Here is a 26,319-nt window from a genome sequence, read left to right as displayed (position 1 = left end):
GCTTGCTTTTCGGCTCGTGTCAGGCACACTGTAATCGTTCTGTCACAACAGAAGGCCGGATTGCCGATGACCGATGAGCCGGATTTGCCGCAAGGCGAGGCGCGCCATCAGCGCGAAACCACTTCCGAAGTGGTCGTCGATCTTCACGAATACAAGAACGCCAAGAACGCTCCCCCCATCACTTTCCATCGCCGCGAATTGGATCAGATCCTGTGGGTCTACGGCCGTATGGTCGGCGAAGGCGAGTGGCGGGACTACGCGATCGACCACCTGAGGGACCGCGCGGTCTTCTCAGTGTTCAAGCGTTCGGGCGAAATGCCGCTCTACCGGATCGAGAAGAACCCGAAACTGGCCGCGAAACAGGGCGCCTATAGCGTGCTGAACATTCACGGCACGATCCTGAAGCGCGGTCACGAGCTCGCCCAGGTGCTCAAGGTATTCGACAAGGTGCTGAGGCTGGTGGAAACCTGACCACCCGGGAAAGGGTGACATCAGGAGACGCCCGCCGACGTCACGGGCAGCAACGGCACGACCTGCCTACGGCGCGCTTCGAGGCGCTTCGCCGACTGACGTTCTTCAGCAAGCGATGGTCACTGGTAGAGGGTGTCCGGATAGACGTCTTCCGGCGGGTCGGTCGCCTGGCCCTCGCCGAGCGCGAGCTGCATGATCGTCGTGTCGAGCCAGCGGCCATGCTTGAAGCCGGTCGCTTTCATCGTGCCCTGGAGTTCGAAGCCGAGCGACCGGTGCACGGCGATCGAGGCCGGATGGGCACCGCCGATCACCGCGACCATCTGGCGGAAGCCGAGTTCAGTGCAACGCCGGACGAGTTCGACCAGCAGCGCCTTGCCGGCACCCTTGCCGCGCGCTTCCGGCGCCAGGTAGATGGAATCCTCGACCAGGAAGCGATAGGCCGTGCGCGTGCGGAAGCCGGATGCGTAGGCATAGCCGATGATCGTCCCGCCCGCGTCTACCGCAACCATGTACGGGTAGCCGCTGCCGATGATCGTTTCGAACCGCGCCCGCATCTCCTTTTCGGATGGCGGGTTGATCTCGTAGGTCGCAACCCCGTGCAACACGGATTCGCGATAGATCTCGGTGATGACGGGAAGATCGGCCAGGGTGGCGTCGCGCAGGGTCAGGGACATGGCTAAAGACTTTGATCCCAAGGTTTCGTCGTCCTTTCACTCCCACGGAGCCCGGACGCTTTCAAGCTGCTTCAGCAAACAAAAAAGGCGGCCGAAGCCGCCTTTTCCGTCTGCTGTTCAGACTTAGTTGTTCCGGTTGCCCATAAACTGGAGCAGGAACATGAACAGGTTGATGAAGTCGAGGTAGAGCGTCAGCGCGCCCATGATCGCCTTGCGGCCGGCAACGGTGCTGTCATCGGCTTCGTAGTACATTTCCTTGATCTTCTGCGTGTCGTAGGCGGTGAGGCCTGCGAAGATCAGCACGCCGATCACGCTAATCGCGAAGGCGAGCGCCGAAGAGGCGAGGAAGATGTTGACGATCGACGCGATGATGACGCCGAACAGACCCATGATCAGGAACGAGCCCATGCCGGACAGGTCCTTCTTCGTGGTGTAGCCGTAAAGCGACAGGGCGCCGAACGAGGCGGCCGTCACGAAGAACGTCTGAACGATGCTCTGGCCGGTGTAGATCAGGAAGATCGACGACAGCGACAGGCCCATCAGGGCCGCATAGATCCAGAACGTCGTCTGCGCGGCAGAAACGCTCATGCTATTGATGCGGAAGCTCATGAAGAACACGAGCGCCAGCGGCGCCAGCATCACCACCCACTTCAGCGGGCTCGTATAGATCGCAGCACCAAAGGCAGTCAGCTGGCCATCCGAAAACGCCATTTGGAAGGCCAGGTAGGCCGCGACGCCAGTGATCGCCAGACCAAGCGCCATCAGGTTGTAGACCTTCAGCATGTATGCGCGAAGGCCTTCGTCAATCACGGCACCCGCCTGAGCGCCGGCGGGCGACATTCGGGTTTGGTAATTTCTCAGATCAGCCATTGTTTCCTCATTCAAGCTCCGGTGGAAGTTACGGTGTCGGGCGGCGAATATCGCCCTGGAAGATGAGCTTCCACGCCCAGGCGCCGCTGCGGAGCTCCAGCATGCCTGTGGACAAATATGATGCCGAAACCCGCTGCACACAAGACCCGGCACTCCCGGATTCCGTTGCACCGGACCGATTCAGACCGGCGCAATAGGGATTTACGGTTAACTCGGCCCGGTCAAAGTTCGCGCAGGACCGGCGCCGCCTTCTGCCCGAGAATGCGCCATGTACCGGCAAGTCCGATGCCGACCGTCATCACCAGCGCTGCCACAACCGTCACGATCGCCACGTCGGGCAGGAAGCTCGACGGCAGCGTCATGATGCGGTTGACGACGAACCAGGCGGCGATACCGCCGGCAAACAGCGCAAAAACTGCGGTTGCAAGACCGAGGATCGCGTATTCGTAGCTGAACGCCTTGATCAGCGTCACCCGCGTTGCCCCCAGCGTCTTCAGGACCACCGCATCATGGACGCGCGCCCGGTTGCCGGCCGCAAGCGCGCCGGCCAGCACCAGCACGGAGGCGACGAGCGCCACGGCCGCGGCCGCCCGGATCGCCGTTGCCAGCTGACCGAGCAGCCCATTCACAATATCGAGAGCGTCCTTCACCCGTACGCTGGTGATCGTCGGATAGGCATTGGTGACGGCCTTCAGGACCGCCGCCTCCTCTTCCGGCGTCGCCGACGGATCGATCACAGTCGCCAGCCAGGCATGCGGCGCGCCGGCAAAGGTGTTCGGCGAGAACACCATGACGAAGTTGATCGACAGCGATTCCCACTCGACATTGCGGAAGTTGGCAATCTTGGCGGTGATGTTGCGACCGAGCACATTGACGGTGACCGTATCGCCGATCTTCAGGCCGAGTTCGCCGGCCTCCTCGGACGAGAAGGAAACCAGGGGTTCGCCGCTGTAGTCGGCCGGCCACCAGGCGCCTTCGGACAGCGTCGAATTCTCCGGCTTGTTCTTGGCGTAGGTGATGCCGCGGTCGCCGCGCAGCACCCATTGGCCTGCAGGCGGCACGTTGCGGCTGTTCACGTCCTCACCGTTGAAGGCGGTGATGCGGCCGCGCAGCATCGGCACCTCGATGACCTTGCCCTTCGGGATCGCCTGGTTCAGCACCGAGCGGAAACCTTCAATCTCACTGCCCTGGATATCGACGAAGAAGAAATTCGGCGCTCGCTCCGCCATGCTTCCGGTGAGTTCGCGGCGCAGATTGCCGTCGATCAGCGCCAGCGTCACCAGAAGCGCCAGACCGAGCCCAAGCGACAGCACCACCGAGGAGGTCAGCGCACCCGGACGGTGAATGTTGCCGATCGCCAGTCTGAGAGCCGGCGAATTGACCCGCGGGCTGCGGCGCGCGAGCCAGGCGATCGCGAGCGCAACGGCCCTGAGCACGATGAAGGCGAAGGCAATCGCGCCGAGGAAGACGAGCGAAATATAGCGGTCGTATGCCGTAAAGATCGCCAGGCCGGCGAGCGCGGCAAGACACGCGACGGCGCCGAGCAGATAGGGCCAGGCCGGAAAACCCGAGGGATCGAAACCCTGCTGGCGGAAGAGTGCGGTCGCAGGAATGGCGCGCGCCCGTCCGAGCGGCAGGATGGCGAAGGTCAGCGCCGTCAGCACGCCGAACAGGGCGGCAAGCCCGAGCGCGCCCGGATAGAGATGGAAGGCGGTCGAAATCGGCAACAGGTCGGCCAAAAACTGCGCCGCGACAAAGGGGATCAGAGCTCCGAGCGCGAGCCCGATGACGATGCCGATCAAGGCGATCATCAGGATCTGTGCGAGATAGATCATCGCCACCAACGCAGCGGGCGCGCCCAGGCATTTGAAGGTCGCGATCACGCTGCGCTTGGCATCGAGATAGGCGCGCACCGCATTGGCGACGCCAACACCGCCGACGATGAGCGCCGTCAGGCCGACAAGCGTCAGGAACTGCGAGAAACGCGTGATGTTGGCCGTCAGCGCCGGTGCTGCGTTGCCGCTGGTGCGGATCGACCAGCCGGCTGCCGGCTGGCTTTTCTCCGCCTCGGTGCGAACGGCCGCGACCCCTGCCGAATCGGCGAGCTTCACCTTGTATGTGTGCTCGACGAGGCTTCCGGTCTGCACCAGTCCCGTCGCCGCCAGGGCTTCGTCCGAGACCATCAGGCGGGGCGCGAAGCCGAAGCCGTCGGAAAGCGCATCCGGCTCGCGCGTGATCGTGCCAGCGATCCGGACACGGGCGTTGCCGAGAAGGATTTCGTCTCCGACCTTAACGTCCAGGCGGTCGAGCAGCAGAGGCGCCACGACCGCACCGAAGACGTCGCCATCGCGTGCGATGAGGTCGTGCAGCGGCCTGTCGGGTTCGCTTTCCAGCGTGCCATAGAGCGGATAGGCCGCATCGACGGCCTTCAGTTCCACCAGGGCTTGATTGGAACCGTCGGGCAGCCGCGCCATAGATCTCAGGCCAGCGGAAACCGCAACGGTTCCAAGACCATCGAGATAGGCGCGCTCTTCGGTCGTTGCGACACGATTGTTAAGCTCGAAGCGAATATCGCCGGCGAGCAGTTCCTGACCCTGCGATGCGATCGTCGCTGTGATCGATTGCGACAGCGAGTTGACGCCGGCAATCGCCGCCGTACCCAGCGCAATGCAGGCGAGGAAGATGTAGAAGCCCTTGAGCCCGCCGCGCATTTCACGCAGCGCCAGCCGCAGGGCAAGCAGCGGCCGCAGCCGTACCGAAGGCGCGCCGATCATGCCGAGGCCGCCTGCTGGACCGGCGCCACGGCCACGGGGTCCGCGGCGCCGCCGGCAACGATCTCGCCCGAGCGCACCCGCACCTGCCGCGCGCAGCGGTCGGCAAGGGCGGCGTCATGGGTCACGAGCACGAGTGTCATGCCGCGGTCACGCTGTTCGGCGAAAAGCAGATCGGCGATCTGCCGTCCGGTTTCGGCGTCGAGGTTGCCGGTTGGTTCGTCGGCGATCAGAAGCTTCGGCGAGGGCGCAAGCGCCCGGGCGATCGCAACGCGCTGCTGCTCGCCGCCCGAGAGTTGGCCGGGATAATGGCTGAGCCGCTCGCCGAGGCCGACGGCGACAAGCTCCTTGCGCGCGATCTCGAAGGCGCCCGACACATTGGCCAGTTCGAGCGGCACGGCGACGTTTTCGAGTGCCGTCATGTTGGGAATGAGGTGGAAGGACTGGAAGACGATGCCGATGTTGCGCCCGCGAAAGTCCGCCACCCGGTCCTCGTCGAGCCGGTGCAGCGGCGTGCCGTCGATGACGATCTCGCCGCGATCCAGCCGCTCGAGCCCGGCAAGCACCATCAGCAAAGTCGACTTGCCTGAACCGGACGGGCCGACGATGCCGACCGATTCTCCGGCATTGATCGTCAGGCTCATGCCTTTCAGCACATGCACCGAGGCGGCCGCCTCGCCCAGCGTCAGATCCGCGTTTTTAAGTTCGATGATGGTGCTGGCCAAGCGAAACAACCCTATATGAAACGAAGTGGGGAACAGAAACGGCATTCGGGATTTAGGAACAGGCCCATGGCATTAAAAGGATTTCAACGGGTTTTCTTGGCACTGATGATGACATTTGCGTTATCATGGACGGCACGCGCCGAGACGATCAGCCTCATCGGGTTCGGCGACAGCCTGATGGCGGGTTATCAGCTCCCGCCGGAGGACGCCTTCCCGGCCCGGCTCGAAAAGGCGCTGAAGGAAAAGGGCTTCGACGTGACGATCGCGAACGCCGGCGTTTCCGGCGACACGAGTTCCGGCGGTCTTGCCCGCATCGACTGGTCGGTGCCGGATGGTACCAATGGCGTGATCCTCGAGCTTGGCGCCAACGACGCGCTGCGCGGCATCGCGCCTGAAGAGACCCGCAAGAACATCGAGGCGATGATCACCCGGCTGAAGGACCGCGGCATCGCCGTGCTGCTCGCCGGCATGATGGCGCCGCCGAACATGGGCGGCGACTACGCCGCCCGCTTCAACCCGATCTATCCGGAACTCGCCAAAAAATATGGGCTGGAACTCTATCCGTTCTTTCTCGACGGCGTGGTGACGGAGGCCAAGCTCAAGCTCGAAGACGGCATGCATCCCAATGGCGACGGCGTCGGCGTCATGGTCGAGAAGGCCCTGCCCGTCGTCGAGCGGTTTCTGGCAACGCTGAACAAGACGGAGTGATGACATCGTCCACAGTTAAGGCAACGTTAATATTCTGAAGCGTCAAATACCAGTTGCGTGCAGATGCGATGCGTGATTCGCTAAGACATCTGCAAGAGATTCGGGGAGCTCGCCATGCCGAGACTATTCACCGCCCTCGAAATTCCGCGCAATGCTGCAATGAGTCTTTCATTGCTGCGCGGAGGTCTTCCCGGAGCTCGCTGGATCGATGTGGAGAACTACCACATCACCCTGCGCTTCATCGGTGACGTCGACTGGCGCACCGCCGACGAGATCATCGACAAACTCGATCGCATCGAACGTCCTGAATTCCAACTGCAACTGAACGGCACCGGCGCATTCGGCTCGAAGAAGCCGCACTCGGTCTGGGCCGGCGTTACCAACCATCCGGAAATGTATGCGCTGCAGGCCGAAATCGAGCGCATCTGCCAAAGGCTCGGACTGGGGCCGGACCCGCGCAAGTTCACCCCGCACGTGACGCTGGCGCGGCTGCGCTCCAGCCGTGTCGAAGACGTGGTCGAGTACCTCTCGGGGCGCGGCAACTTCATGACCTCGCTCTTCACGGTCTCCCGCTTCGTGCTGCTCTCGTCGCGCGATTCAGTCGGCGGCGGACCGTACCTGACGGAAGAGGTTTTCCCGCTTCACGAGGTGCGTTCGCCGAGCCTTTCGAGCAACGACGAACATCCGGCCTCCAGCATCTGGTAAAGCGCCTCGAAGGCTTCCCGCCCTTCGTAATAGGGATCCGGCACGTCCCGCAGGTCGCCTGACGCATAATCGAGAAAGAGATGCACCTTCTGCGCCGTGCCATCCGGCGCGAGCCTTTTCAGCGTGCGGACATTGTTCTCGTCCATGCCGAGGATGAGGTCGAAATCACTGAAATCTGCCGCCGCCACCTGGCGTCCGCGCAGTGTAGAAATATCGATGCCGTGCCGCCGCGCCGTCTCTATCGATCGCCGGTCCGGCGGATCGCCGATATGCCAGGCGCCGGTTCCGGCCGAATCGATCTCCAGCGCTACAGCCAATCCCTCTTGCTTCGCCAATGCGCGCAACACGCCCTCGGCAAGCGGCGACCGGCAGATGTTGCCGAGACAAACGAAAAGAACTCTGACCGGTTTCATGCTATTCAGATTCGAAGGCTGGAGACAGTTGACGCTTATACGCGACAGCTCGGGCTTCGAACAGGCGCATGGGAGGAGACAAGCGATGGCAGCGGAGAGACTGGACGAAGCGACGATTGCCGACAACCTTCACAAGATGGAAGGGTGGGTGCGGGCCGAAGACGGCAACTCGATCTGGAAGGCGTTCCGCTTCAAGAACTTCGTCGAGGCCTTCGGCTTCATGACCGAATGCGCGATCGTCGCCGAGAAGCTCAACCATCACCCGGAATGGTTCAACGTCTACAATCGCGTCGACGTGACGCTGACGACCCATGACGCCGGCGGATTGAGCGAACTCGACTTCAAGCTGGCGGCGCGCATGGACAAGGCAGCGTCAGGCCGCATGCCCGATCATTTGAAATAGGACGCGGAATTCCCATATTGAAAGCGCCGGAGCGCCTCGCGTTCACGAGAACGCCTGGCGGCCGAGAATATAGCGGAAGCGGGACGATGGACGACATCAAGATTGGTGAAATTCTCTTGCCTGGCGAAGAATCCGAGCAGGAGCGGCGGGAAAAGCGCGTGAAGCGCCGCTTCTGGCCGACCTTTCGCCGAGCTGCCCGCCAGATCCCATTCAGCCGCGACCTGGTTGCCGCCTATTACTGCGCCATCGATCCGAAGACCCCGACACGCACCCGCGGCATCCTGCTTGCAGCCCTCGCCTATTTCGTGCTGCCGATCGATATCATCCCCGACGTGCTGGCCGTCGTCGGCTTCTCCGATGACGTTGCCGTCTTGACCGCGGCCTTTGCTGCCATCAGCGGGCAGATCAAGGAAACGCACTATACCAAGGCCGATGAGACGCTGGCCGACACGCCGGAGAGCTGACGTCGGACGCCGCCTGTCCGGTTGTGGCGCCGCATTCCCGCCCGAAAGTCAAACTCTTGCCTAATTCTTTGTGGCATAGATCTGCAAGTGACGCTGGTCGCGCGCTTTGGTGCGGCTGACGCCATGCAATGGCTTGGGGCAGGAAACCTTCTGGAACGGGCATTCCGAGGTAACGCGCATCCTCGATCGAGCCCGGTTCGGCGAAGGCGCGAATCGGCGGTCGAAAGGCACTGTGCGATGGGGCAAACCGCTCCATTTCGGGGCTAAAGCCGCGGTTTTCGGCCACCGTTGACGGTTTGGTAACCTGAATTAAGTCAAAACAAATCAAATCATGACTACGCGTCGCCCGTCTGACCTGTTTCGGGTGATCGAAAAGCAAGAAAAGCGGCAGGACCTCATGTTTGTAAGAAAGATCGCAACCGCAATCGCACTCGTTCTGGCCACCGCCAGCATGGCTGCCGCCCAGTCTCCGACGCGCATCCAGCAGTTCAACGCCTGGGGCGCCTATTCCTACAATGCCGGCGGCGGCAAGGTCTGCTACGTCCTTTCGGTTCCGAAGGAAAAGAGCCCGGCCGGCGTCGACCATGGCGACATCTTCTTCCTCGTTTCCCAGCGCCCCGGCCAGAACATCAGCTACGAGCCTCAGGCAATGATGGGCTATGCTCTGCAGGAAAACTCCAAGGTCAACGTCGTCATCGACGGCCGCACCTTCGTGATGTTCACCAAGGGCAATTCGGCCTGGGTCGAAAATGCTGCCGAAGAGCCGGCACTGGTTGCCGCCATGAAGAACGGCAAGGCCATGTCGGTCAACGCCAAGTCGCGCAAGGGTACCGCGACCTCCTACTCCTACTCGCTCTCGGGCATCTCCGCTGCGCTGAAGCAGATCGAAGCCTGCAAGTAATCGCGAGACCGAAAGTCACGCGTAGGGGCCGGCTGCAAAGCCGGCCTTTTGCGTTCAAGGGGCCTGCCTCGTGACTCCCAGCCAAAACAATGCTAAAGGGCGGCCAACTTGAGAGCCTCCGCGCCCCGATAGGCCGCTTTCGATGGCTCGACCGATTTCAATTCGCGCATCAGGACGATTTCCGGACCCGCTCTCCGGACGGCCTCTCGCCGTATGACAGGACATCATGAGCATGGCAGCCACTGAAATTCTGAACCGGGTGGAAATCGCCAAGGCGCCGCAGGTGCGCGCAGCCGTAGAGGCGGAAAAGCCGTCGCTGATCGGACTTCTGCGCGAGGACATGGCCAAGGCACTGGTCGAAAAGGGCGTGCCAGAACGCCAGGTCAAGATGCGCGTCAGCCAGCTCTGGCACTGGCTCTACGTGCGTGGCGTCTCCGACTTCGATCACATGACGAACGTGTCCAAGGACATGCGCGAGATGCTGAAGCAGCATTTCACCATCGCGCGCCCGGAGATCGTCGAGGAACAGATTTCCGGCGACGGCACCCGCAAGTGGCTGTTGCGCTTCCCGGCGCGCGGCGCCGGACGACCGGTCGAGATCGAGACCGTCTACATTCCCGAGGAAGGCCGCGGCACGCTCTGCATTTCGAGCCAGGTCGGCTGCACGCTCACCTGCTCCTTCTGTCACACCGGCACCCAGAAGCTGGTGCGCAACCTGACGGCCGAGGAAATCCTCGCGCAGCTGCTGCTTGCCCGCGACCGGCTCGGCGACTTCCCGGAGCGCGACACCCCGCAGGGCGCGATCGTGCCGGCCGAAGGCCGCAAGATCACCAACATCGTGATGATGGGCATGGGCGAGCCGCTCTATAATTTCGAGCAGGTCAAGACCGCCCTTCTGATCGCCTCTGACGGCGAAGGCCTGTCGCTGTCCAAGCGCCGGATCACGCTGTCGACCTCAGGCATCGTGCCGGAAATCTATCGCACCGGCGAAGAGATCGGCGTCATGCTGGCGATCTCGCTGCATGCCGTGCGCGACGACCTGCGCGACATGCTGGTGCCGATCAACAAGAAGTACCCGCTGAAGGAACTGATGGACGCCTGCCGCGCCTATCCCGGCCTTTCCAACGCCCGCCGCATCACCTTCGAATACGTGATGCTGAAGGACGTCAACGACAGCCTCGAAGACGCCAAGCAGTTGGTGAAGCTCCTGAAGGGTGTGCCCGCGAAGATCAACCTCATCCCCTTCAACCCCTGGCCGGGCACCAACTACCAGTGTTCCGACTGGGAGCACATCGAGAAGTTTGCCGACTTCATCAACCAGGCCGGCTACGCCTCGCCGATCCGCACGCCACGCGGCCGCGACATCCTCGCCGCCTGCGGCCAGCTGAAGTCGGAATCCGAACGCATGCGCAAGGTCGACCGCCTCGCCTTCGAAGCGATGATGATCGCCAATCACGGCGAAGATTGAGACGAAGCGCCTCCTCGGGTCCTTCGTTCCTCGCCCCTCACCCATCGATGAAGAACTTTGATGGGTGATGCAGTTCCTATCGATTGATTTCATGTCATCGGTTTCCTAAGAAAGCGGGACATCAATTGGAGGACAACCCATGCGCTCACTTCTCATCGCCCTTGCCGCCACGGTGGCATTCACCCTGCCCGCCCGTGCCGATGAGGTGACCGTCGCCGTAACCGCGATCGTCGAGCATCCGGCACTCGACGCGGCACGCGACGGCGTGAAGGACGCGCTGGCCGCCGCCGGCTACAAGGAAGGCGACAACCTCAAATTCATCTACGAGTCGGCCCAGGGCAACCCGGCGACCGCCGCGCAGATCGCCCGCCAGTTCGCAGGCGAAGCGCCGAACGTGATCGTTCCGATCTCGACGCCGTCGGCCCAGGCGGTCGTCTCCTCGACCCGCGATACCCCGGTCGTCTTCACCGCCGTTTCCGACCCGGTCGGCGCCCAGCTGGTCAAGGACATGGACAAGCCCGGCGGTAACGTCACTGGCCTCTCCGACATGTCGCCGGTTGCCGAACACGTCGCCCTGATCAAGGAAATCCTGCCGAACGCCAAGTCGATCGGCTACCTCTACAATTCCGGCGAAGCCAACTCCGTTTCGCTGCTCGCGGTGCTGAAGACCGAGGCCGAAAAGGCCGGCCTGACCGTCGTCGAGTCCGCCGCGACCAAGTCGGCTGAAGTCCAGGGTGCTGCCCGTGCCCTCGTCGGCCGCGCCGATGCGATCTACGTACCCACCGACAACACGATCATCTCCGCACTTGAAGGTGCCGTCGCCGTCGCCGAAGAAGCCAAGCTGCCGCTCTTCACCGCCGACACGGACTCGGTTGCCCGCGGCTCGCTCGCAGCCCTCGGCTTCAACTACTACGACGTCGGCAAGCAGACTGGCGAAATCGTCGTTCGCATCCTCAAGGGCGAAAACCCGGGTGATATCGGCGTCAAGGTTGCCGCCGGTTCCGACCTGGTGATCAACAAGAAGGCCGCCGAGAAAATGGGCGTCACCCTTCCGGAAAGTGTCGTAAAGCGCGCAACCCGCGTCGTTGAATAAGGCTTTAGGCCTTTTCAGGTTCAAGTTTGTTGCGTTTTGCCCGCCTCCGTTCCATACGGGGGCGGTTCGCTATGAGGGGCCCGGAATACCGGAGGCCGCTCCAAGTTTCTAAGCCGCACATGCGCCCGGCCGTGCGCCCCATGTGCCAAGCGGGAGCGTCGCGCTCATAAGCACAATCAGGCGCGACAGGTAGAAAAGAGGGTCTGGGGTTGAGTCTAATTGCTTTCTGGGGAGCCGTGGAGCTGGGGCTGGTCTATGCCTTCGTTGCCCTCGGCGTCTTTCTCGCATTCCGGGTTCTCGATTTTCCCGACCTCACGGTCGACGGATCGTTTCCGCTGGGCGCCGCCGTCACCGCAGTGCTGATCATCGCCGGCGTCAATCCGTGGCTTGCCGCCTGCGTGGCGATGGTCGCGGGTGCCGCAGCCGGCATCGTCACGGCGATGCTCAACGTGCGCTTCAAGATCCTCAACCTGCTCGCCTCGATCCTGACGATGATCGCGCTGTTCTCGGTCAACCTGCGCGTCATGGGCAAGCCGAACGTCGCGCTGATCAACGCCGACACGATGCTGTCACCCTTCTACGGCCTCGGCTTGCGCGATTTCTACGTCCGGCCGCTGTTTATCGGCGTGCTCGTGGTCGTCGCCGTCATCATCGTCTGGCGCTTCCTTGAGAGCGATGCCGGCCTTGCGATGCGCGCCACTGGCGCCAATGCCCGCATGGCCCGCGCACAGGGCGTCGACACCAACCGCCAGATCTATCTCGGCATGGCGATCTCCAACGCGCTCGTCGCCTTCGGTGGCGCGCTGTTCGCCCAGACCAACGGCTTTGCTGACGTCACCTCGGGTGTCGGCACCATCGTCGTCGGGCTTGCGGCGGTCATCATCGGCGAGACGCTGCTCGGTGCCCGCGGCATCCTGATTGCGCTGATCGGCTGCGTGCTCGGCTCGATCCTCTACCGCATAGCGATCCAGCTGGCGCTGTCGACCGACATGCTCGGCCTGCAGGCCTCCGACCTCAACTTCGTGACCGCGGCACTCGTCACCTTCGCCCTCGTCCTTCCCCGTCTGCGTCGTGGAGGTGCGGCATGATCAGCGTCAACAACATCGAGGTCATCTTCGGCAAGGGCACGCCGCTGCAGAAGCAGGCGCTGAACGGCGTCAGCCTGACGATCGAGCAGGGCTCCTTTGTCACCGTCATCGGCTCCAACGGCGCCGGCAAGTCGACGTTGCTCGGCGTGCTCGCCGGCGACGTGCTGCCGAGTGCCGGCCAGGTGACGATCGGCAAGACAGACGTCAGCCGCAAGGGTACCGCTGCGCGCGCGGGCCTCGTCGCTCGCGTCTTCCAGGATCCGCTGACCGGCAGCTGCGGCGCACTCTCGATCGAGGAAAACCTGGCACTCGCCGCCAAGCGTGGCGAAGCCCGCGGCCTCACCGCAGCCCTCGGTCCGAAGCGCCGCGAACATTTCCGCGAACGCATCGCCGAGCTCAACCTCGGCCTTGAAAACCGCATGGGCGACCGCATGGACCTTCTGTCCGGTGGCCAGCGCCAGGCGGTCTCGCTGGTCATGGCGACGCTCGCAGGCTCCGAAGTGCTGCTGCTCGACGAGCATACGGCAGCCCTCGACCCTGGCATGGCCGAGTTCGTGATGAACCTGACGCAGAAGATCGTCTCGGAGCGAAAGCTGACGACGATGATGGTCACCCATTCGATGCGCCAGGCACTCGACTACGGCCACCGCACCATCATGCTCCACGGCGGCGAGATCGTGCTCGACGTCGCCGGCGACAGCCGCAAGGAACTGCAGGTCGAGGACCTGATCGCCATGTTCCGCCGCATCCGCGGCCAGACGCTCGACGACGATGCGCTGCTGATCGGCTGAGTACTGAAGACTAATTCACAACAAGGCCCGGGCATCCAAGATGTCCGGGCTTTTTGTTTTTGTTTACCGAGCCGTCGTCATGAAAATCTTCACCGCAAACACCGAGAAGACGCCGGCGAAGCTGAAATCAAGTGCCCGCATCACGCCCTTGTTGCGCTGCAGCCAGGAGGCAAGCCAGTCGGCGGTGAAGACGACCAGCATGTTCACCGGCATGCCGATGGTGATGAAGAACAGGCCGAGGAACAGAAGCTTGCCGGTGACCGAGGGATCATCGGCGCTGACGAACTGCGGCAGGAAGGTCATGAAGAAGATGATGACCTTGGGGTTCAACAGGTTCACCCAGAAGCCGGCCGAGATGTTGGCAAGCGCCTTGCCTTCCGTCGGCTCGACCTTCTGCACCGAAATGCTGGAGCCGAAGCGCATCGCCTGCACCGCAAGCCAGAGCAGGTAGGCGGCACCGCCGGTCTTGAGGATGGTGAATGCGGTTGGCGAGGCGGTGATCAGCGCCGAGATGCCGAACGCGACGAGCAGCGTATGCACAACGATGCCGAAGCTGGTGCCGAGCACGACGAAGAGCGCGGCCTTCTTGCCCTGGGCGAGCGCCCGGCTGATCGAAAGCGTCATGTCAGGGCCGGGTGTGGCCGCCAGAAGCAGCGTCGCAGCGGCAAAGGTCAGGAGGGTCGGCAGGCTGGGAATGAAGTCCATCGTCGTTTCCTCGGCACGGGGGTCGCCTCCAGTAATCCTGCGCCTGCGCTTTTGCCAGCGGATTCGCATCGTCAAGCGTTCTAGCGCTTGTATCGCCGCAGGTTCTGGCTAAAGTGCCGCAGATTTGCACGCGGCATCGCCGCCCTCCCCAAGACCAGACGGACGGAAACCATGGCATCGCATAAAGACGTGAAAAAGGTCGTTCTCGCCTATTCGGGCGGTCTCGACACCTCGATCATCCTGAAGTGGCTGCAGACCGAACTCGGCGCGGAAGTCGTCACCTTCACCGCCGACCTCGGCCAGGGCGAAGAGCTCGAGCCGGCCCGCAAGAAGGCCGAAATGCTCGGCATCAAGGAGATCTACATCGAGGACGTCCGCGAGGAATTCGTCAAGGATTTCGTCTTCCCGATGTTCCGCGCCAACGCCGTCTATGAAGGCGTTTACCTGCTCGGCACCTCGATCGCCCGCCCGCTGATCTCCAAGCACCTGATCGATATCGCCAAGAAGACCGGCGCCGACGCGATCGCCCATGGCGCGACCGGCAAGGGCAACGATCAGGTTCGCTTCGAGCTTTCGGCCTATGCGCTGAACCCGGACATCAAGATCATCGCGCCGTGGCGCGACTGGTCGTTCAAGAGCCGCACCGACCTGCTCGAATTCGCCGAGAAGCATCAGATCCCGGTTGCCAAGGACAAGAAGGGCGAAGCGCCGTTCTCCGTCGACGCCAATCTGCTGCACTCCTCCTCCGAGGGCAAGGTTCTCGAAGACCCGGCACTGGAAGCCCCTGAGTACGTGCACATGCGCACGATCTCGCCGGAAGCCGCTCCCGACCAGGCCACCGTCATCAAGATCGGCTTCGAGCGCGGTGACGCCGTCTCGATCAACGGCGTACGCCTGTCGCCGGCAACCCTGCTTGCCAAGCTCAACGAGTACGGCCGCGACAACGGCATCGGCCGTCTCGACCTCGTCGAGAACCGCTTCGTCGGCATGAAGTCGCGCGGCGTCTACGAGACCCCCGGCGGCACCATCCTGCTCTCCGCGCACCGCGCGATCGAGAGCATCACGCTCGACCGCGGCGCCGCCCACCTCAAGGACGAACTGATGCCGCGCTACGCCGAGCTGATCTATTACGGCTTCTGGTTCTCACCGGAGCGCGAGATGCTGCAGGCCGCGATCGACAAGAGCCAGGAGCATGTCGAAGGCGAAGTGACGTTGAAGCTCTACAAGGGCAACGTCATGGTCATCGGCCGCGAGAGCGACAAGTCGCTCTACTCCGACAAGCTCGTCACCTTCGAGGACGACCAGGGCGCCTACGACCAGAAGGATGCCGCCGGCTTCATCAAGCTCAACGCGCTGCGCCTGCGCACGCTGGCCGCGCGCAACCGCTAAGACGACGCGTTTTGAAAAAAGAAGCCTCCGCGACCCGTTCGCGGAGGCTTTTTCGTATGCAGGGCGAAGCGGTATCGATGCCGATGTCGCACCAGATTTCTACTCCGCCGCTTCCGAAAGCGGATCCTTGACCGGCACGGCGAGCGGCTGCGAGCGAACGTTGCGGCGATACCAGACATAGCTCAGGATGCAGACGAGGCCGAAGCATGGAATGATCGTGCCGAGCGCCAGCACCGGAGCGCCGACCGCAGCGGCGATCGCGCCACCAAGCAGCCCCGAGCCCATCTGTACGAAACCCATCACTGCCGACGCCGTGCCAGCGATGTCCGGAAACGGCGCCATCGCCGCCGTCATCATATAGGGCATGACGAAGGCGATGCCGAAGGCATAAATCCCGATCGGCAGCATGACCGAGAGGAAGCTCGGCGGCAGCACGTGCATGGTGTAGGCAAGCGCGAGGCTGGCCGCACCGATGAAGACGAGGCCGGCCGGCACCAGCGCCTGCGGCGTGAAACGCCGCATCAGCAGCCGCACCACCACGGTTCCCGAAAAGAAAAGGCCCGACTGCATCAGCATGCCGACGCCGAACTCGGTCGGTGTCAGCCCCACCGCATTGATCAGCACGAAGGGCAGCATGGTCGCCCAGGCATAAAGTGCGCCGACCGCTCCGCCGATCACAAGTGTCGAGGAAACGAAGCGGCTGTCGCTCACCAACCGCCGATAGGCCGCAAGGATGGGCTTCAGGTGGCCCTTGGCCGGATCCGGGGTCGCGGTCTCGGCCATGAAGAACTGCACGGTGAGACAGGCCATGGCGGCAAAGCCGACCATCAGGAAGAAGATCGACTGCCAGCCGAAAAGTCCGAGCGCCAGGCCACCAAGCGTCGGTGACACGGCGGGTCCGAGGGCCAGCATCATGCCGATCATGTTCATGATGCGTGCGGCTTCAGTCCCGGTGAACTGGTCGCGCACGATCGCACGCGCCACGGTCATCCCGACGGAGGCGCCGATGCCCTGCACCAGGCGGCCGGCCAAAAGCACCGCGACGGAAGGCGCAAAGGCCGCCATCAGGCTGCCGACGAGGTAGATCGCCATGAAGATCAGCGTCGCGCGGCGGCGACCGATGACATCGGAGAGCGTGCCAGACACCAACTGGGCAAAGGCGAAGCCGGCGAAATAGAGCGACAGCGTCATCTTGATCGCCGCTTCGCTGGAGGAGAAGGCGCGCACCAGTTCAGGCATCGCCGGCGTATACAGCGCCATGGAAACGGGGCCGAGCGCCACTAGGAAGGCACCGATGATGCTTGTGCGCCGCTCGCTCATGCGACGCGTCATTGCGCGGCTCCGACCCGGACTTCGGCCTTCTCCGCTGTCTCCTTACCGGCAAGGCACGGATCGAGCTGACGCAAATTGTCACGCAGGATGCGCAGGTTGGAACAGAGAAGCGCGCGCGCTTCCGAGTCCAGCCCTTCCGTATAGGCATCCATCATTTCGCGAAGACCGGTCATCAGCTCGTTGAACAACGGACCGGCCTTTTCGGTGATGACGACATTCTTGGCGCGGCGATCCGCCGGATCGGGAACGCGGGCGACGAGCCCGTTCGCCTCCAGCCTGTCGAGATAGGCCGACAGCGTCATAGGCTCAATGCCCATGCGTGTGGCGATTTCGGCCTGTTTGATGCCCTCGGTGAGCGCCACCTGGATCAGCGTGCGCGCCTCGCCAGGCGTGATGCCCAGATCCATGGCATTGACCTTGCGGTCGAAGGCCCCGCGCAAGAGGCGCGAGACATCGGTCAGAAGCATTCCAATGGTTTCGGATTCTAGCTTGAAGGGCATCATGATCGTTCACAGGTGATATAATAAGTTTTACTTATCATACCCTGTGAAAACGTTCAACGCGGAAGGCCATCTTTCCCTTGCCAGTTTAACGGTAAAACTCGCAAGGATTCAACGTATTACCTTCGCAATCCCGCGCGGGACCGTCTTTGTTGTGTCTCAGCCCTCAAGCTCCTCGCGCAGCATTTCGAGTTCCAGCCATTCCTCTTCCATGCGAGCGAGGTCGGCACGCAGCTTTTCCAGCTCCTGCGCCAGCTTCGCAAAAGCATTTGGATCTTTTGTGAAAAGATTGGGGTCCGCCATCTTTTCTTCGCGCTTGGCAGCCTCGGCTTCCGCCTTGGCAATCTCTTTCGGCAGGTTTTCGAGCGCGAATTTCTGCTTGTAGGAAAGCTTACCCTTGGCAGCCTTCGGCGCTTCGGCGGCCGGTGCGGCTGCATCGGCCTTGGCCTTTTCCGCCTTCTCGGCCTTGCGCTTCTCCTCGATCGCGCCCTTGCGCTGCGCCATCATGTCGGAATAGCCGCCGGCATACTCGATCCAGCGTCCATCCGGCGCCTCCGGATTGGCCGGCGCAATCGTCGAGGTGACGGTGCGGTCGAGGAAGTCGCGGTCGTGGCTGACGAGGATGACAGTTCCGGCAAAACCGGCGACGATCTCCTGCAAAAGGTCGAGCGTCTCGATGTCGAGATCGTTGGTCGGCTCGTCGAGGATCAGAAGGTTGGTTGCTCGCGCGAGGATGCGCGCCAGCATCAGCCTTGCGCGCTCGCCGCCCGAAAGCTCGCGGATCGGGGTGCGCGCCTGCTCCGGCTGGAACAGGAAGTCCTTCATGTAGCCGGTGACGTGGCGCTGCTCGCCATTGACCAGCAGGTTGTCGCCGCGCCCGTCCGTCAGGTAGTGCGCCAGCGTGTCGTCGAGATTGAGGTCTTCGCGCTTCTGGTCAAGCGTCGCGATTTCGAGATTGGTGCCGAGCTTGACCGTGCCCGTATCCGGCTCGATCTGTCCGGTCAGGATCTTCAGGAGCGTCGTCTTGCCGGCGCCGTTCGGGCCGACCAGACCGATGCGGTCGCCGCGGTGCACGCGGATCGAGAACGGCGCGACGATGGTGCGCTCGCCATAGGCCTTGGTGACCTTCTCCGCCTCGATCACCAGCTTGCCCGATTCCTTGGCGTCGGCGGCCGTCGCCTGTACCGTTCCCTGCGGCCCCTTGTGGCCGCGATAGGTCGCCCGCATGGTCTGCAGCTCACCGAGGCGGCGCATGTTGCGCTTGCGTCGAGCGGTCACGCCGTAGCGCAGCCAATGTTCCTCGCGCTCGATCGCCTTGCCGAGCTTGTGCTGTTCCAGCTCCTCGGCCTCCAGCACCTCGTCACGCCAAGCCTCGAAATGGGCAAAGCCGCGGTCGAGCCGCCGCGACTGGCCACGGTCGAGCCAGACGGTCGCGGTCGAGACCTTCTCCAGGAAGCGCCGGTCGTGCGAGATCAGAACGAGCGCCGAACGGCTGCGGATCAGTTCGTCTTCCAGCCATTCGATCGTCGGCAGATCGAGATGGTTGGTCGGCTCGTCGAGCAGCAGGATATCCGGCTCCGGCGCCATGACACGGGCAAGCGCCGCGCGACGCGCCTCACCGCCCGAAAGGCGCTTCGGGTCTTCCTCGCCGGTCAACCCCAGGTGCTGCAGCAGATAGGCGACGCGATAGGGATCGTCACTCGGGCCGAGTCCTGCCTCGGCATAGGTCTGCACCGTGTCGTAGCCGTCGAAATCCGGCGCCTGGTGCAGATAGCGGATGGTCGCGGAGGGATGGCGGAAGATTTCGCCCGACTGCGCCTCGGCCAGGCCCGCGGCAATCTTCATCAGCGTCGACTTGCCCGAGCCGTTGCGGCCGACCAGACAGATGCGGTCGCCCGGTTCGACTTGAAAATTGGCGCCGGCTAGCAGCGGCGCGCCGCCGAAAGTGAGGAAGATGTCGTCGAGTTTCAGAATGGGAGGCGCCAAGGCTCAGGCTCCGGAAAGATCATAGGGGCGGGCGAGCACAATGGCGCGACCGCTCTGGAGAGTGAAGCGAAGGGGACCCTCCGCAACGTTGGAAACGGTTCGGGACGAGCCGAACGGCAAGGTGAAATCGTCGAGCGGATAGCGCGCATTGACGATCGAAAGACCGGTAAGCTCGGTCAACCCGAGCACCGAGAAGAGGCAGCCCTTGGGTAGGTCGAGGTCGAGCGAGCCGGCCAGCAGCGGATAGGCCTCTTCCTCGCCCGAGGTCATCAACACGGAAAGGCCACGCTCGGCAAGGGCGACGGCATGCAGCAGGTGCATGAAGGCGTGATCGCTGCGGGTACCGCCGAGGGCGCCGGCGAAAATCAGGCGATCGGCTCCACGCGACAGCGCCGCCTCGACCGCGATCTCCCCGTCCGTCGCGGCCTTCGCCGCCGGATAGGGCTCGCGCGGGACGGAGGCGTAGTCCGCAAGAAGGGCTTCCTCGGTCGAGTCGAAATCACCGACCCAGACATCCGGCACGATGCCGAGCAATCGGGCATGGCGCATGCCGCCGTCAGCCGCAATGAAGCGACTTGCGGCCAGCTGGTGAGCCAGCCGGTCGGTCAGCGAAAGGGCGCCGCCAAGCAGAATGGTGAAGGTCGATCGAGACATGGCAAAGCCCATAGCGCAAAGGACCGCCGAAGGAAAACGAAGAAAACCGTCGAACGAGCGGTTCTCGATATTTTGGTCAGACCATCAATGCCCCTCGGGCACCGGATCGGGGAAAAGCATGCCGGCATAAATGCCGGGGGTCGAATCCGGAATTTCGACGGCGCCGGCCACCCGCTCGTAGAACTTCGCCGGCCCGACGCCGCCGATAATCGCGTAGCCATAGCCGGCCTCGCGCATCGCCGTGAGGCTTGCAAGCAACAGTGCCTCACCGATCCCCTGCCCGCGCATGCTTTCGTCGACGCCGGTCGGACCGAAGAAGCCGAGTGCCGTTACGTCGTGGCAGGAAAAGCCGACGATCTTTTCGTCATGGACAGCGACGTGCATGCGCGTCGGGGTGGAGGAAAAGGCGGCTTCCGCCTCGCCCGCCCATCCGGCACCGAAAGTCCTTTCGATCCAGGAAACAACCAGGCGGCGCTCCGGCGCCATGGCGCGGCGAATGCTGACGCCAAGGCCAAGCTTCGACTGAGGTTCAGCCGGCAGGGCATAAAGTCGAACAAGCATATCGGGCATGACATTTCCTCCTCGCTGCCGTTGTGTAGCGCAGTTGGCGGCATACGCAAACACGCGCCATTGTGCTGGCCAGGCGTCCCCTAGCTTCGCCGTAAACATCGCTTGCCATGGGACCGAGGCAGCGGTAAATCTCTTGCCGCTCTAACGGGGTGCCTCCCGACCGCATTGCGGCCGGAGGCTGAGAGGCGTCAAAACGCCAACCCGCGGAACCTGATCCGGCTCATACCGGCGGAGGGATTAGACGCGATCGGATCGATACGCCCTTTTCCCATGCAACAACGAACTTTGGGAGAGAGGTCCTCGCCATGTGCAATTCATCGCAACTTAAATTCTTTAGCCGGCTAGCCCTTGCGACGGCCGCGAGCCTTGTTTTCTCCGGCGCCGCGACCGCCGCCGACAAGACGCTGACGGTGTACACCTATGAGAGCTTCATCACCGAATGGGGCCCGGGCGCCAAGGTCGCAGAAGCCTTCGAGAAGACCTGCGAATGCAAGGTCAACTATGTCGGCGTGGCCGACGGCGTCGAGTTGCTCACCCGCCTGAAGCTCGAAGGCGAGGCTTCCAAGGCCGACATCGTGCTTGGCCTCGACACCAACCTCGTTGCGGAAGCCAAGGCAACGGGCTTCTTCGCGCCGCACGGCGTCGAGGCAACCGGCGTCACCGTTCCCGGCAACTTCTCCGACGACACGTTCCTGCCCTATGACTACGGCCACTTCGCCGTCGTCTACGACACCGAGACGCTGAAGACGCCGCCGAAGAGCCTGAAGGAGCTGGTAGAAGGCGACCCGTCGCAGAAGATCGTCATCGAGGATCCGCGTACGTCGACGCCGGGCCTCGGCCTCCTGCTCTGGGTCAAGGCCGTCTATGGCGATGAGGCGGGTGCCGCCTGGACGAAGCTGAAGGACCGCGTTCTGACCGTCACCCCCGGCTGGTCGGAAGCCTATGGCCTCTTCACCAAGGGCGAGGCGCCGATGGTGCTGTCCTACACCACGTCGCCGGCCTACCACATGGTCGCAGAAAACACCGAGCGCTACCAGGCCGCTGCCTTCTCCGAAGGGCACTACATCCAGATCGAAGTCGCCGGCATGACCAAGAACGCCAAGGAGCCGGAACTGGCAAAGCAGTTCCTCGCCTTCATGACCGGTCCGGACTTCCAGTCGATCATCCCGACGACGAACTGGATGATGCCGGTCGCAGCGACCAAGGAGCCGCTGCCGGACGCCTTCGACAAGCTGGTCAAGCCGGAAAACACCTTCCTCCTGCCCTCGGAGGACGTCGCCAAGAACCGCAAGGCCTGGATCGACGAATGGCTTGCCGCCATGAGCAAGAACTGAGGCCGGATTGTTCGCACTGCGCGAAAATCGCATGACAGTGGTCGCCGGGGCAGCCTGCCTCGGCGTCTTCGTACTTTTCGTCGGTCTTGCGATCGTCGCCTTGCTGAGCCAGACGGGCGGCGCGAGCGACGATGCGCTGTTCGACGCCTACATCTGGCGCGTCACCCGCTTCACGCTGCTGCAGGCGACCCTCTCGACGTTGCTGTCGGTGCTCTTTGCCATCCCCGTCGCGCGGGCGCTGGCGCGACGGCCGCAGTTCCCCGGCCGCATCTGGCTGCTGCGCTTGATGGCGCTGCCACTCGGACTGCCGGTTCTGGTTGGCGCACTCGGGTTGATCGAGATCTGGGGGCGGCAGGGTTTCCTCAATTCCGGCCTGCGCTGGCTCGGCCTCGCGCAGCCCGTCAGCATTTACGGCCTCTTCGGTATCCTGCTTGCCCACGTCTTCTTCAACATGCCGCTTGCAGCGCGCCTGTTCCTGGCCGGGCTCGAGCGCATCCCCGCCGAATACTGGCGCAGCGCCGCCAATCTCGGCATGCCGTCACGCGCACTCTTTCGCTTCATCGAATGGCCCGTCCTGCGCGGCCTCCTGCCGGGTGCCGCCGGCCTCGTCTTCATGCTCTGCGCCACCAGCTTCACCCTCGTGCTGACGCTCGGCGGCGGGCCTGCGGCCAGCACAATCGAAGTGGCGATCTACCAGGCGCTGCGTTTCGATTTCGATCCGCCGCGCGCGATCGCGCTGTCAGCCCTGCAGATCGCCATGACCGGCCTGCTGCTGCTCCTGCTTCGTCATCTGGCGACCGAGCCGGAAGAGGGCATGACCGGTGGCCGCACTGTGCGCCGTTTCGATGGCGCGTCAAGGATCGCGCGCCTGAGTGATGGCACCTGGATCACGCTTGCCTTTCTGTTTCTCGGCGCGCCGCTGGTCGCGGTTCTCATCTCCGGACTCGAAGCCGATGTGCTGAAGCTCGCCCGCGATCCGGCGGTGCACCGGGCGCTGCTGACGAGTGCGGCAATCGCGCTCGCCTCGGCACTCGCCTCCGTCACCATCGCAGCCGTGATGATCCGGGCGGCGGCAACCGCCACCGCGCCGCGTCACGCGACGTCGCTCTCCCACGGCTTTGCCGGTGCCATCGGTGCCAGCACCTCGCTGATCCTCTTGGTACCGCCGGTGGTGCTCGGCGCCGGATGGTTCCTGCTTTTGCGTCCCTTCGGTGACGTCGCGCGCTTTGCACCTGCCATCGTCGTTGCGATCAACGCGCTGATGGCGCTGCCCTTCGTCCACCGCATCCTCGCGCCGGCAATGGCGACCCATGCGGCACGGTCCGAACGGCTGACGGCAAGCCTTGGCATCCGTGGTTTTGATCGTCTGCGATGGATCGACTTTCCGGCGCTGCGCAAGCCGCTATCGATGGCCCTTTCCTTCGCCATGGCGCTGTCGCTCGGCGACCTCGGCGCCGTCGCCCTCTTCGGCAGCCAAGACATGGTGACGCTGCCGTGGCTGCTCTATAGCCGTATGGGCAGCTACCGCACCGCCGACGCCGCCGGTCTCGCCCTTTTCCTCGGGCTTCTCTGCCTGATCTTCACCATCCTCGGCACGGCCAATGACAGCCGACCGGAAGGACGCAAAGCATGATCGATCCCGTTCCCGCAATAGAGTTGCGCGATGTCGAGGTCCGTTTCGAAACGGCCAAGCTCACCTTCGATTGCACCATCGCCAACGGTGGCATCGTCGCCGTCGCCGGTGCCTCGGGTTCCGGCAAATCGACGCTGCTCCACCTCATTGCCGGGTTCGAGGATCCCGATCGCGGCGAGGTGCGCATTCTCGGCGAGAACGTTGCCAATCGGGCGCCGGCGGAACGACCGGTCTCGATGATCTTCCAGGACAACAACCTCTTCGCCCATCTCGACGTCGCGACCAACATCGGCCTCGGCATCGACCCGGCGCTTCGGCTGAGCGCAACCGACCGTGAGAAGATTGAAGACGCGCTCCGCCGCGTCGGGCTCGAAGGCTTCGGGAAAAGGCTGCCGCCGACGCTTTCAGGCGGCGAGCGCCAGCGCGTCGCCCTCGCCCGCGCGCTTGTGCGAAAGCGCCCCCTGCTGCTGCTCGACGAGCCCTTCGCAGCGCTTGATCCCGGCATGCGCGCCGGCATGCGCACGCTCCTGCGGGAACTGCACGCGGAGGAAGGCAACACGATCCTAGTGATCACACACCATCCCGAAGACGTGAAGGCCCTGGCCGACGGCGTGCTTTTTCTCGACCAGGGGCGTATCATCGCAAACGACACCCTCGACCGCTTCCTGGCGCGGCGGGACAATGCGGCGATCGACCGCTTTCTCGGCAATACTTGAAGGACGGATCGGATTCTCCACGCCCTTGGCCGATTGCCACAATTTGACCGCGGCGCCATGCGACGCGCGAAATATCCGGCAAGGGCGCGAATATTCCCGCATCCGTTGCCGTGATACCACGGGGCAACTATTTCTACCGAGACAAACTAGGCAGGTGGCGCTGAAATCAGATACAGCAAGACCAGGACTGAGAGGTCGCGGCAGAGCAACGCTGCCGGGCTGAAAAAGTAGGACTTTCAACGCTGTCGTACCACTTGCCCGCAGGATGCGGGCGGAGCGATGGATGGGAACGGGCTGAGGCATGGAGAGGCATACAGTCACACACGACCGGTTCCCGCCGAAGGGCGGACGGCTGCGTGGACGCGCCGTGGTTGCATTGCTTGCGACCACCCTCCTTTCCGCATGCCAATCCGTGATCGAGCAGACCTACCAGCCGACCGTTTCGCCCTCCTCCAATCCGCAGATCGTCGAGGAAGTCCAGAAGAACGATCCGCGGGCGCAGCTGGGCGCGCGCGAACATCCGCGCATCGTCGCAAGCTACGGCGGCGAGTACAAGGACGCCAAGACCGAGCGCCTGGTCGCGCGCATCACCGGCGCGCTGACGGCGGTCTCCGAGAATCCGCAGCAGTCCTATCGCATCACCATCCTGAACTCGCCGGCGATCAACGCCTTCGCGCTGCCCGGTGGTTATCTCTATGTCACCCGCGGCCTGCTGGCGCTTGCCAACGATGCCTCCGAGGTCGCAGCCGTGCTGTCGCACGAGATGGCGCACGTCACCGCCAACCACGGCATCGAGCGTCAGCAGCGCGAGGAAGCCGAAGTGATCGCCAGCCGCGTGGTCTCCGAGGTCCTCTCCTCCGACATCGCCGGCAAGCAGGCGCTCGCGCGCGGCAAGCTTAGGCTCGCGGCCTTCTCGCGCAACCAGGAACTTCAGGCCGACGTGATCGGCGTGCGCATGCTCGGCGAAGCCGGCTACGACCCCTATGCAGCGGCGCGCTTCCTCGATTCGATGGCCGCCTATAGCCGCTTCACGGCGGTCGATCCGGAATCCGACCAGAGCCTCGACTTCCTGTCGAGCCACCCGAACGCGCCGCAGCGTGTCGATCTCGCGCGTCGGCACGCCCGCGCCTTCGGTCCGGAAGGCACCAGCGGCGACCGCGGTCGCGACTATTATCTCGCCGGCATCGACGGCCTGCTCTATGGCGACAGCCCGCAGGAGGGCTACGTGCGCGGCCAGACCTTCCTGCACGGCCAGCTCGGCATCCGCTTCGACGTGCCCGCCGGGTTCCAGATCGACAACAAGGCCGAAGCGGTTCTGGCGACCGGCGCCGGCGACATCGCCGTGCGCTTCGATGGCGTCGCCGACACGGGCGGCCGAAGCCTGACGGACTATATCACCAGCGGCTGGGTCACCGGCCTGAAGCCCGACACGATCCGGCAGATCAGCGTCAACGGCCTGGAAGCCGCAACCGCGCGCGCCTCCGCCGACCGCTGGGATTTCGACGTGACGGTCATCCGCATCGACACGCGGATCTACCGCTTCCTGACCGCCGTGCCCAAGGGGTCGAGCGCACTCGAGCCGACCGCAAACCAGTTGCGCAGCACGTTCCGCCGCATGACGGCCGCTGAGACGCAGTCGCTGAAGCCGCTGCGGATCCGGGTGGTGACGGTCCGGCCCGGCGACACGATCACCACGTTGTCGGCCCGCATGATGGGAACCGATCGTAAGCTCGACCTCTTCCGGGTGATCAATGCGATGCAGGTCAGCTCGACGGTGAAGCCGGGCGACAGGGTGAAGATCGTTTCCGAATAGGATTGAGACAGGCGTAGCTGAAGCACGTTCGGTTGCGAGCGTGAATGCCTGCCATCTGCTAGGCAAGCACGTCGCGAGGCGCCTGAACGGTCACGAACGAAAGCACGCTGCGCCAATCGTCATCGCCAAATTGACAGCGGAC

Annotated in this window: 26 protein-coding genes and 1 riboswitch; of the genes, 15 read left to right on the top strand and 11 right to left on the bottom strand. The window is 63.5% G+C overall.

Annotated features, from left to right (window positions below):
• The first annotated feature begins 66 nt into the window (after window positions 1-66).
• Complete coding sequence (locus IB279_RS25120) at window positions 67-471, top strand: DUF2794 domain-containing protein (protein WP_034802844.1); 405 nt, start codon at window positions 67-69, stop codon at window positions 469-471.
• A 119-nt stretch (window positions 472-590) separates the two neighbouring features.
• Here IB279_RS25120 and IB279_RS25115 read toward each other — a convergent pair whose 3' ends face one another.
• From IB279_RS25115 to IB279_RS25100, 4 genes are all read right to left on the bottom strand, one after another.
• On the bottom strand, window positions 591-1,145 hold the full coding sequence (locus IB279_RS25115) for a GNAT family N-acetyltransferase (RefSeq protein WP_034802847.1): 555 nt from the start codon (window positions 1,143-1,145) through the stop codon (window positions 591-593).
• 123 nt (window positions 1,146-1,268) lie between these two features.
• Window positions 1,269-2,015: a Bax inhibitor-1/YccA family protein gene (locus tag IB279_RS25110; RefSeq protein WP_034802850.1), complete on the bottom strand. Its 747-nt coding sequence runs from the start codon at window positions 2,013-2,015 to the stop codon at window positions 1,269-1,271.
• Window positions 2,016-2,236: 221 nt separating this feature from the next.
• Window positions 2,237-4,789 carry an ABC transporter permease gene (locus IB279_RS25105; RefSeq protein ID WP_112771718.1) on the bottom strand — a complete coding sequence of 851 codons (2,553 nt, stop codon included), beginning with the start codon at window positions 4,787-4,789 and terminating at the stop codon, window positions 2,237-2,239.
• Entirely contained in the window at window positions 4,786-5,511 is a 726-nt protein-coding gene (locus IB279_RS25100) for an ABC transporter ATP-binding protein (protein ID WP_090295445.1), read from the bottom strand. The genes IB279_RS25105 and IB279_RS25100 overlap by 4 nt, the downstream gene beginning before the upstream one ends.
• A 66-nt stretch (window positions 5,512-5,577) precedes the next feature.
• On the opposite strand from IB279_RS25100, the gene IB279_RS25095 reads away from it, so the two are divergent.
• On the top strand, window positions 5,578-6,219 hold the full coding sequence (locus IB279_RS25095) for an arylesterase (protein ID WP_112771717.1): 642 nt from the start codon (window positions 5,578-5,580) through the stop codon (window positions 6,217-6,219).
• A 114-nt stretch (window positions 6,220-6,333) separates the two neighbouring features.
• Window positions 6,334-6,924, top strand: coding sequence for an RNA 2',3'-cyclic phosphodiesterase (gene thpR, locus IB279_RS25090; protein ID WP_060521463.1), 591 nt, complete (start codon window positions 6,334-6,336; stop codon window positions 6,922-6,924).
• On the opposite strand, the gene IB279_RS25085 is transcribed toward thpR, so the two are convergent.
• The gene (locus tag IB279_RS25085) at window positions 6,861-7,337 is read right to left on the bottom strand and encodes a low molecular weight protein-tyrosine-phosphatase (RefSeq protein WP_090295240.1); all 477 of its coding nucleotides are present in this window, start codon (window positions 7,335-7,337) and stop codon (window positions 6,861-6,863) included. The two genes, thpR and IB279_RS25085, sit on opposite strands and share 64 nt — an antisense overlap.
• An 85-nt stretch (window positions 7,338-7,422) precedes the next feature.
• Here IB279_RS25085 and IB279_RS25080 point away from each other — a divergent pair, with 85 nt between their 5' ends.
• The 7 genes from IB279_RS25080 (at window position 7,423) to IB279_RS25050 (ending at window position 13,545) form a co-directional block, all read left to right on the top strand.
• The gene (locus IB279_RS25080; RefSeq protein WP_060611238.1) at window positions 7,423-7,740 is read left to right on the top strand and encodes a 4a-hydroxytetrahydrobiopterin dehydratase; all 318 of its coding nucleotides are present in this window, start codon (window positions 7,423-7,425) and stop codon (window positions 7,738-7,740) included.
• An 86-nt stretch (window positions 7,741-7,826) separates the two neighbouring features.
• A complete protein-coding gene (locus tag IB279_RS25075) occupies window positions 7,827-8,204 on the top strand; it encodes a YkvA family protein (RefSeq protein WP_034802857.1) in 378 nt (125 codons plus the stop codon).
• A gap of 397 nt (window positions 8,205-8,601) precedes the next feature.
• Window positions 8,602-9,105, top strand: a complete 504-nt coding sequence (locus IB279_RS25070; RefSeq protein ID WP_034803141.1) for an invasion associated locus B family protein — start codon at window positions 8,602-8,604, stop codon at window positions 9,103-9,105.
• Window positions 9,106-9,337: 232 nt separating this feature from the next.
• Window positions 9,338-10,573 (top strand): 23S rRNA (adenine(2503)-C(2))-methyltransferase RlmN, encoded by a 1,236-nt coding sequence (rlmN, locus tag IB279_RS25065; RefSeq protein ID WP_034803143.1) that lies wholly within the window; start codon window positions 9,338-9,340, stop codon window positions 10,571-10,573.
• 139 nt (window positions 10,574-10,712) lie between these two features.
• Window positions 10,713-11,666 (top strand): ABC transporter substrate-binding protein, encoded by a 954-nt coding sequence (locus IB279_RS25060; protein ID WP_192339913.1) that lies wholly within the window; start codon window positions 10,713-10,715, stop codon window positions 11,664-11,666.
• A 209-nt stretch (window positions 11,667-11,875) separates the two neighbouring features.
• Window positions 11,876-12,754, top strand: coding sequence for an ABC transporter permease (locus IB279_RS25055; protein WP_043622284.1), 879 nt, complete (start codon window positions 11,876-11,878; stop codon window positions 12,752-12,754).
• Window positions 12,751-13,545: an ABC transporter ATP-binding protein gene (locus tag IB279_RS25050; RefSeq protein WP_034802864.1), complete on the top strand. Its 795-nt coding sequence runs from the start codon at window positions 12,751-12,753 to the stop codon at window positions 13,543-13,545. Before IB279_RS25055 ends, IB279_RS25050 begins: the two co-directional genes overlap by 4 nt.
• A 63-nt stretch (window positions 13,546-13,608) precedes the next feature.
• Here IB279_RS25050 and IB279_RS25045 read toward each other — a convergent pair whose 3' ends face one another.
• Window positions 13,609-14,250: a LysE family translocator gene (locus IB279_RS25045; RefSeq protein ID WP_034802866.1), complete on the bottom strand. Its 642-nt coding sequence runs from the start codon at window positions 14,248-14,250 to the stop codon at window positions 13,609-13,611.
• 171 nt (window positions 14,251-14,421) lie between these two features.
• Here IB279_RS25045 and IB279_RS25040 point away from each other — a divergent pair, with 171 nt between their 5' ends.
• Window positions 14,422-15,639, top strand: coding sequence for an argininosuccinate synthase (locus IB279_RS25040; RefSeq protein WP_034802869.1), 1,218 nt, complete (start codon window positions 14,422-14,424; stop codon window positions 15,637-15,639).
• A gap of 99 nt (window positions 15,640-15,738) precedes the next feature.
• On the opposite strand, the gene IB279_RS25035 is transcribed toward IB279_RS25040, so the two are convergent.
• From IB279_RS25035 to IB279_RS25015, 5 genes are all read right to left on the bottom strand, one after another.
• Window positions 15,739-16,971, bottom strand: a complete 1,233-nt coding sequence (locus IB279_RS25035; RefSeq protein WP_112771714.1) for a multidrug effflux MFS transporter — start codon at window positions 16,969-16,971, stop codon at window positions 15,739-15,741.
• Window positions 16,968-17,471 (bottom strand): MarR family winged helix-turn-helix transcriptional regulator, encoded by a 504-nt coding sequence (locus IB279_RS25030; RefSeq protein ID WP_034803154.1) that lies wholly within the window; start codon window positions 17,469-17,471, stop codon window positions 16,968-16,970. Before IB279_RS25030 ends, IB279_RS25035 begins: the two co-directional genes overlap by 4 nt.
• A 159-nt stretch (window positions 17,472-17,630) precedes the next feature.
• Complete coding sequence (locus tag IB279_RS25025; protein ID WP_090295234.1) at window positions 17,631-19,457, bottom strand: ABC-F family ATP-binding cassette domain-containing protein; 1,827 nt, start codon at window positions 19,455-19,457, stop codon at window positions 17,631-17,633.
• Between the two features lie 3 nt (window positions 19,458-19,460).
• Window positions 19,461-20,111, bottom strand: coding sequence for a thiamine diphosphokinase (locus IB279_RS25020; RefSeq protein WP_034803166.1), 651 nt, complete (start codon window positions 20,109-20,111; stop codon window positions 19,461-19,463).
• A gap of 84 nt (window positions 20,112-20,195) precedes the next feature.
• The gene (locus tag IB279_RS25015) at window positions 20,196-20,681 is read right to left on the bottom strand and encodes a GNAT family N-acetyltransferase (RefSeq protein WP_060521470.1); all 486 of its coding nucleotides are present in this window, start codon (window positions 20,679-20,681) and stop codon (window positions 20,196-20,198) included.
• A gap of 135 nt (window positions 20,682-20,816) precedes the next feature.
• A riboswitch (TPP riboswitch) is annotated at window positions 20,817-20,935 on the top strand.
• Window positions 20,936-20,986: 51 nt separating this feature from the next.
• Here IB279_RS25015 and thiB point away from each other — a divergent pair.
• From thiB to IB279_RS24995, 4 genes are all read left to right on the top strand, one after another.
• Window positions 20,987-22,015 (top strand): thiamine ABC transporter substrate binding subunit, encoded by a 1,029-nt coding sequence (gene thiB, locus IB279_RS25010; RefSeq protein WP_112771713.1) that lies wholly within the window; start codon window positions 20,987-20,989, stop codon window positions 22,013-22,015.
• A 7-nt stretch (window positions 22,016-22,022) separates the two neighbouring features.
• On the top strand, window positions 22,023-23,648 hold the full coding sequence (gene thiP / locus IB279_RS25005) for a thiamine/thiamine pyrophosphate ABC transporter permease ThiP (protein ID WP_256439289.1): 1,626 nt from the start codon (window positions 22,023-22,025) through the stop codon (window positions 23,646-23,648).
• Entirely contained in the window at window positions 23,645-24,364 is a 720-nt protein-coding gene (thiQ, locus tag IB279_RS25000) for a thiamine ABC transporter ATP-binding protein (RefSeq protein ID WP_112771712.1), read from the top strand. The genes thiP and thiQ overlap by 4 nt, the downstream gene beginning before the upstream one ends.
• Window positions 24,365-24,665: 301 nt before the next feature.
• Entirely contained in the window at window positions 24,666-26,177 is a 1,512-nt protein-coding gene (locus tag IB279_RS24995; RefSeq protein WP_192339909.1) for a M48 family metalloprotease, read from the top strand.
• The last annotated feature ends 142 nt before the right edge of the window (window positions 26,178-26,319 follow it).

Origin of the sequence: Ensifer sp. ENS06 (assembly GCF_014852205.1) — a bacterium.
GTDB lineage: Bacteria > Pseudomonadota > Alphaproteobacteria > Rhizobiales > Rhizobiaceae > Ensifer > Ensifer adhaerens.
Note: the sequence above shows the minus strand (reverse complement) of the source record. Positions and strands in the feature narration are given on the sequence as shown.